Here is a 4,017-nt window from a genome sequence, read left to right as displayed (position 1 = left end):
CATCCTGCACTGGTCCCACTGGCGCCGCCGACGACAGCACCAAGCCCGCATCAGCCCCTACCAACGACGCGGCCCCACACCACCCGAAACTGTCGAACCATCAGGAAAAGCCGTTGCAGTACTAGTTCTCCTCGCCACACCATCCGTCCACGTCGCGTACGCCCGCTGCGGCGAGTGCGGCCAAGTGGGCCGGGCAGCCGAACGCCTCCGCGTCGGGGCGCGGCGCCGGGACGGTCTCCGGGGCGTGGAGGTGTCGTAGGACCGCGCCGTCGAGCCGTTCGAGGGCGGGGTGGTCGTCGTGGGCGCAAGTGTGGGGGTGTGGGGTCTCGGCGACGGTGCGCAGCAGCGTCCGGATGTCGCGGGCCAGGGCGATGGCCGGGCCGGGATGCGTGATGCGCAGGGCCGTGGCGGCGGTCAGGACGAGTACGGTCCGCTCGCGGTCGTCCGCGGCGTGCGCGTGCCGCCGGGCGGCCCAGATGCCCTGGAGCTCGCGGGCCGACTCGTCGCGCCCGTCGAACAGCGCGGTGAAAGGCTCGATGGCGAGGGTCCCGTCGGCGCGCAGGAACTCCGTGTCGAGGTGCCCGGTCTCCCGGTGCCCGAACAACTCCTCGCGGCCCTCGCGCAGTTCGCTGAGGGTTCCGCGGGCGGTGGCGGCGGTGAACCGGGGGCACAGCCAGAGTGAGAGGTCGAGCCCGGCCTGTTCCAGGAGGGCGCGGCCGCCGTCGTCGCCCAGGTGCACGCCGAGGGTGAGGGTGTCGTCGGCGATGGCGGGGCGGTCCGGTTCGTCGTCGTCGAGCAAGCCGGGCAGCCCGGGGTGCCCGTCGTCGCCGTGCGCGCAGGGGTGGTCGAGGGCATCGAGGGGGACCTTCTCCAAGGTCTCGATCAGCTCGTCGAGGACCCATCGCTCGCGCACGACCCCGGACAGCGCGTACCAGGACGCCGCCGTCGCGACCAGCACGCCGCCCGCCCTGTCCCCGTCACTTGTCACGAAACGGAGTTCCGAACCGGCGTCGGCGATCTCGTTGTAGGCGTCGAATCCGTGTCCCTCCAGGACGGAGTTGAGCCTGTCGAGCGTGTCCTGGGCGTCCTCGGAGAGGCGTGCCGGCACGTCGGCGGCGGAGCCGGGCTCCAGCCGGTCCATGCCCACGCGTGCGAGCCCTGCGATGTTGCGCGGGCAGGCCCACTGCTCGCCGGTCCAGCCGATCGCGGAGAAGTCCGTGTCACCGTGCGCCAGGGGGCGGGCGACGTCCTCCAGATAGTGCGGCGGGTCGTCGAGGCCGTCCTCGTACGGGTGCTCGGTGTGTGTGCACGGGCGGTTCTTGAGCGCGCGGTCCGCCCGGTCGAGCGCGTCGTGCACGGCGCCGGACACCCGCTCCGGCCTGCGGTCGGCGTACGCGAGCGTCATCGCGAGGCCGAGCACCCACAGCGGGGCGCGGTCCCCTCCGGGGTCGGCGACCAGTCGCCGTACGCAGTCGAGGACGGTCTCGTCGTACTCCGGGTTCCCGTGCGCCCGGACGTCGTCCTGTACGTCCTGCCAGGCGCCGATCAGCGCCTGCAGGTCGGGGGTGGTCTCGGATGGGTCGGCGACGCCCTCGCCGTCCGTGGATTCGATCATGCCCGGTACGACGCGGGGCCCGGGGCAGAAGTTCCCGCGGGTGCACGCGTTCCGGCGAGCCGGGGTCTGATGTGACGGGATGCGCGAACCAGGAGGTTCAGGAGAATTGCTGTGACTGTGCCTCTTTCACGGCATTCGAGTTTCACCGCACGAGAGGACTCGCTTCATGCCTGTCGCCGGCACGCCGATGCACCTCACGCGAGGCGCCCACGTCGGATCTCGGTCTCGACCTCTCGCCTCGGTTACGTTCTACTCGGCCCTGACCGGGCGGGAGCCCGTCGCCGAGGCCACCATGAGCAGCGGACCGTTCGGCCGTTCACAGGGGCTGCCGGTCGCGAAGCGACGCCCATCCTCGCCCCTGTGTCTGACAGCGGCGGTGGCCCGTTCGTCGGCGGGGTGGGAAACGATCTCCGGCCGCCTGGGAAGCGATCTTCAACCGCCTCTGTACCGCCTGGTCAGCGGTACTCGTGAACACCCCTGGATAGCCCCCGTTCAGCGGGCTGAACCCGCGTTCCTATAAGAAGCTGGTGACCGCGCTGCTCCGCGAAGGTGGGGACCGGGTACTGCTGCTGTCGGCCTACTGGCGCGCGAACCTGACCATACGCCAACTCGCGCCGCTCTTCGGCATCCCAAAGTAGGCTGTCGGCGTACTCGCCTATGTGGCCCTGGCAAGATTTCCGTGACGCCGGGGTGTGCCACCGTGCGCCGGTGACGCTCCGTCACGGATAGTGGCGTCTGAGATGGGCCATGAGGATCACTCGTTGGCGTAGGAGGGGGACGCCGGCGCGGCCGGCCATGATCCGTTTCTGGAGCTTCAGGTCGGTGATGCGGCCTTCGTTGACGCCGGAGTTGAACGGGGTGGTGATGCCCTGGACCACCGCGGGCTGGTCCTCGTGGATTGCCTTGGCCAGGCCGGCCAGGGCTGGCAGGCGTGAGGTTGTGAGTTTCTTCAGCCAGTCCGGCAGCGGGGTGGCATCGCGTGCGTCGAGCATGGCGGCGAATTCCCGGACCAGGTCATGGGTCTGATTCAGCTCCGGGCAGGCGGCGCGGATGCGTTGCAGCCGCTCGGTGGCGTGCAGGCCGCGCCGCTGAGGCGTGGTGGTGATCCAGCGGGCGACCTCCCGTGGTGAGGGCGGACGCTCGCGCGGTGTGTCGATCGGCAGACCGCGACGCAGTGGCGCAACGGCCACCTTGACCCGCTGGTAGTGGCCACGGTAACCCTTAGCGACAAGCTCTTCGTGCAGCACCTTCGCGGTGTGCTCGCCTTCGTCCCACCGCTGCTGCAGATACTCCAGGTATGGATCGAGGCTGGTTGGCCGGCGCGGGCGGGATCGACGTACGCACTCCTGCCAGCTGGACGCGCGGGCGTACTTGCGCACCGTGCGCCAGTCCAGCCCAAGTTCCCGCGCTGCCGCGTTGATCGAGCGGCCGGTGTCGGTCACCGCGTGCACCGCCTCGAACAGCCGCTTCGCGTGGCGGCGTGCGGGCGTATCGGCGCCGTCCGGCGCGGCCGCCGTGACCGAGGATGGCGCCGGGGTGGGCTCCGGCGCGGCGGCCGACAGGCAGCCGCGGTGCGCGGCGGCGATGTCCGCGACCCGTTTGGACAGCCCTTGCCACAGGTGGAATCGGTCGCTGACCTGCACCGCATCCGGGGCGCCGTCGGTGATGCCCTGCCGGTAGACCAGCGAGCCGTCGCGGCAGACGACCTCGATGCCGGGGTGGTCGCGCAGCCAGGCGGCCAGTTGCTCGGCGTCGCGGCCTTCCCAGAGGGTGAGCGGGAGCCGGGTGTCGGCATCCACCACCAGGGTGCCGTAGACATCCGCGTACAGGGCGAAATCGTCCACGCCCAGCACCCGGGGGGTCACCGGCGCCGGCAGCGGTATGCGCATCAGGTGCAGCAGCACGCTGGTCCGCGACAGCGGCACGTTCAGAATCTCCAGCAGCCTCGCGCCACCCCGGCCGGCAAGGAGCACCCCGGCCATCTCCACCAGATGCTGCAGTAGCGGGGTGCGGCGCCGATAGCGCACGGTCAGCCCCTCGACCTGCTCGGCGAACGTCCGGCGTCCGCAACGCGGGCTGTCACAGAACAACCGCCGCACCGACAGCCTGATCAGCACCGGACGGCCACCGACCGCGAGATCAGCCAGCGAGCGCACGTAGCGGCTGTGCACTCGCTCCGAGCACTCCCCGCAATCCGGGCAGGCCATCGCCCACTCGCCTGTGCGAGCGGCTATATGAACCACACCGCTCGCCACCCACACCCGCTCCACCCGCACCGCATCCAGGTGCGGGGACACCATCCCTACGATGTCATCACACTCAACGATGCTGCCGCCGCCCCTGACGGAGCGTCACCGGCGCACGGTGGCACACCCCGGCGTCACGGAAATCTTGCCAGGGCC

Annotated in this window: 2 protein-coding genes and 1 pseudogene; 1 reads left to right on the top strand and 2 read right to left on the bottom strand. The window is 70.7% G+C overall.

Annotation, left to right across the window (positions count from 1 at the left end):
• Positions 1–121: 121 nt before the first annotated feature.
• Positions 122–1,615: a hypothetical protein gene (locus tag IH00_RS0135525; protein WP_052411898.1), complete on the bottom strand. Its 1,494-nt coding sequence runs from the start codon at positions 1,613–1,615 to the stop codon at positions 122–124.
• A 500-nt stretch (positions 1,616–2,115) separates the two neighbouring features.
• On the opposite strand from IH00_RS0135525, the pseudogene IH00_RS41310 reads away from it, so the two are divergent.
• Positions 2,116–2,250 (top strand): annotated as a pseudogene (locus tag IH00_RS41310) (IS5/IS1182 family transposase); the annotation flags it as partial.
• An 84-nt stretch (positions 2,251–2,334) separates the two neighbouring features.
• On the opposite strand, the gene IH00_RS41305 reads toward IH00_RS41310, so the two are convergent.
• Entirely contained in the window at positions 2,335–3,915 is a 1,581-nt protein-coding gene (locus tag IH00_RS41305) for an ISL3 family transposase (RefSeq protein WP_078888147.1), read from the bottom strand.
• Positions 3,916–4,017 lie beyond the last annotated feature (102 nt).

Origin of the sequence: Streptomyces sp. NRRL S-118 (assembly GCF_000716335.1) — a bacterium.
In the GTDB taxonomy this organism is placed as follows: Bacteria; Actinomycetota; Actinomycetes; order Streptomycetales; family Streptomycetaceae; genus Streptomyces.
This window is presented reverse-complemented; position numbering and strand designations above follow the sequence as displayed.

What these genes read in the sequence shown, in the direction of transcription:
- IH00_RS0135525 (WP_052411898.1), bottom strand. Translation starts at nt 1,615, where the DNA reads ATGATCGAATCCACGGACGGCGAGGGCGTCGCCGACCCATCCGAGACC.
- IH00_RS41305 (WP_078888147.1), bottom strand. Translation starts at nt 3,915, where the DNA reads ATGGTGTCCCCGCACCTGGATGCGGTGCGGGTGGAGCGGGTGTGGGTG.